This window comes from Citrobacter sp. wls757, from assembly GCF_005280935.1.
Lineage (GTDB): Bacteria > Pseudomonadota > Gammaproteobacteria > Enterobacterales > Enterobacteriaceae > Citrobacter > Citrobacter portucalensis.
The window spans coordinates 60,596-63,173 of the sequence record NZ_SZWU01000072.1; the positions used below are offsets into that span (position 1 = coordinate 60,596).

Genomic DNA, 2,578 nt, shown 5'->3' on the forward strand with positions numbered 1-2,578 from the left:
CAGCGCTTCATCAAAGTAGTGCTTCGGTACGGTAAAACGCAGATGATCGAGCGCAAACTGCATGCTGCGTTCATCAATGGCGTGCCCCAGATTTTCGACGATATCCAGCGTCACATCCCCACCGGCGCGAATTAACGCTTCCTGCGCGGCAACGGCATGAGATAACTCAATTACCCGGTCTTCACCACCGTGAATCAAATGCACCGTCGTCGCGGTAGTTGCAGCCTCTGGCAAGGTGGCATAGCGGCCATTGAAGGCGATGACCCGCGATGCCAGCCCCGGCTCAGCTTTGATGCTCTCAAGTGACATAATCGAACCCTGAGAAAAGCCAATCAGCGCGGTTGCCTGCGGCGAAACGCCGCTTTGCTTCTGCCAGTAGCGCACGGTTTCGATAAACACCGGCATAATGGCGTCAACACGTGCCTGACGATTCTCTTCTGTTACGCCCTGCACCGAAAACCACTGACGTCCGGACGTCGTCCCGTAAGGCTCTGCTCCACCAATGCTAACGATTAGCGCATCCGGAAACAGCGGCGCAAACCAGGTGCCAATTTCGCCCATAGCAACCGGGTTATCGCCGACGCCATGAAACAGCAGCAGTAGCTGTTGAGCGGGTTTATCGGGACTTTGAACAACAAAATGGTCATGTTTCATGGCGATCTCCTTAACTGATGAGAATCATTCTACGCCGCTTAACCGCAATGACCATGCCAGGAAATTGAAGAAGTTAGTGAAAAAATTGCCATTGCATAATGCGATTATGTAGCCGCTGTTCACGCTCTGCATCCAGCTGATTTAATGCCTGTGCCGCTTCGGCGCGCTGAATGACCAGCAACGCTTTACGACCAGAAATCTTGAGCTGTTGGCACAATTCAGCGTCGCTACGTTTAGCCTGGATGCGTCCGCGCAAGGCCGGAAGAGGTAACTCACTGTGCTCAAGCAGACGACTCAGACAGCCTAGCGACGTCAATAATGGCCGATGCGCGAAGGCAAACCCAGCCAGCTCAGCCCAGTCATCCTCATTAAGCGTAGTCTCTTTCAGCGGGACCAGCGGAATGCTCTCACCGTTCCATCGCGCAAGGATTTCCGCATCACGGCGCAAATGCAGGAGCTCCCGCTCGGCAAGGCGTTTCCCCGCTTCGCTAATGGGAAGTAACGCCATGGCGGTATAACAGCCGCTGCTGGCTTCCCGATGATTTCCCATTCGCACCAGCACAAAACCGCAACGTTGCCAGAAACGCCATAGTTCAGCCGTATACCCAAAACTGACCGACAGATAGTCACACGATGTGGAATAGCGGTGGGCCAGCATAATCAGCTGTTGCCCAATACCTTCTCTTTGGCGCGCAGGATGAACCGCAATTCGACTGACCCGTCTCCCGATGAGCGTCGCCGCCAACGGGTCACCACCGTGCGCCGCCAGCGACTGCGCAACCAGATTCCCTCTCGGTCGACGATATCCGGCCCAGACGGCCTGGCTTAATTCCGCGGATAGTCCCCCTTCATCGACCAACCAGACAGCCCCCGCCACGGAGTCAGCGGTTGATGCCTGAAGAAAATGCTGACCAGGCGCGTCCATCATCCGCCGCAGGTCCAATGGCGAGGTACGATAATGCGCTCCAGAAAGCAGCAGGTATACCGCTAACGGCAGCGCCGGATTAGCATGCCAGGACTGTTGCTCAAATGCCGAGAAGTGAAGCTCCCCCAATGGGGCATGCGTGAACGTTTCATCATCAAACACCAGCGCATCGCTGACGATTTGCTCCAGCGGACATCCCTGCGCCCAGCGTACCGGTTGCTGCAACTCATAGCGTTGAAGATTGGGGAAGCGGGCACAGAATTTCAGCAAGAAGCCTCTCCCCGTTCCCTCGTAGCCTTGTACTGTAGTGGTTAACAGCGTACGAGGAAAACGCGCCACCAGTTGGTGCAACAGCGGCGCGGGGATCGCGGCGGCTTCATCCACAATCAGCCAGTCTGCGATTGCAGAACTGCTTAACAGCGCATCCGGGGCCATAAAACGGTAACGCTCTCCGGCAAATTGCGCCAGCACATCGGTTGCCGCTTTGGCAGGCGCTGTCACAATCGCAGTGCCATTAATCCGCGCTATGAGTTGCCCTGCCAGAGCGGACTTGCCCCGACCCCGTGCGGCCGTCACCGCAACCACACCGGGAGGCATAGCCAGCAAATGATTTAATATCATCGCCTGTTCTGGCTGGGGTTCGCCGGTTGCCGCGTGCCAGGCTGCGCGAGCAGGAAAATGCGGACAGGCAACCGGCTGATGCTGTTGCCAGTGCAGAGCCTGTCTATCGCGGGAAATCACCCGTTTGACGTGTTCGATAAAGTGCGGTGTAGGGATAGGTTCAGCACAATCGCTCCAGCGTAGTGAATCCGCGTCCGGATGCGTGTGCCAGGAATGCCAGGGTGGGGTCAGCAATACCAGCCAACTGCCAGCAAGTAGTGTGCCGCTTAAGGCGGCAAACGCCGCAGCGTCAAAACCTTGCCTGGCGTCAAAAACCGCATGACGAAACTCGCGCCCTAATAATGTTTTTAGCGCCTGCGGCGTACAGCACGGCTCGGT

General features: G+C 56.6%; 2 protein-coding genes. Both read right to left on the reverse strand.

The genetic code is table 11. The annotated features are described in order from the left end of the window. On the reverse strand, nucleotides 1-654 hold a 654-nt coding region (gene ypfH / locus FDW94_RS19965; RefSeq protein WP_137378151.1), incomplete at its 3' end, for an esterase. Between the two features lie 73 nt (nucleotides 655-727). Beyond that, a partial coding sequence (locus FDW94_RS19970) for a GNAT family N-acetyltransferase (RefSeq protein WP_249358652.1) occupies nucleotides 728-2,578 on the reverse strand: 1,851 nt, incomplete at its 5' end.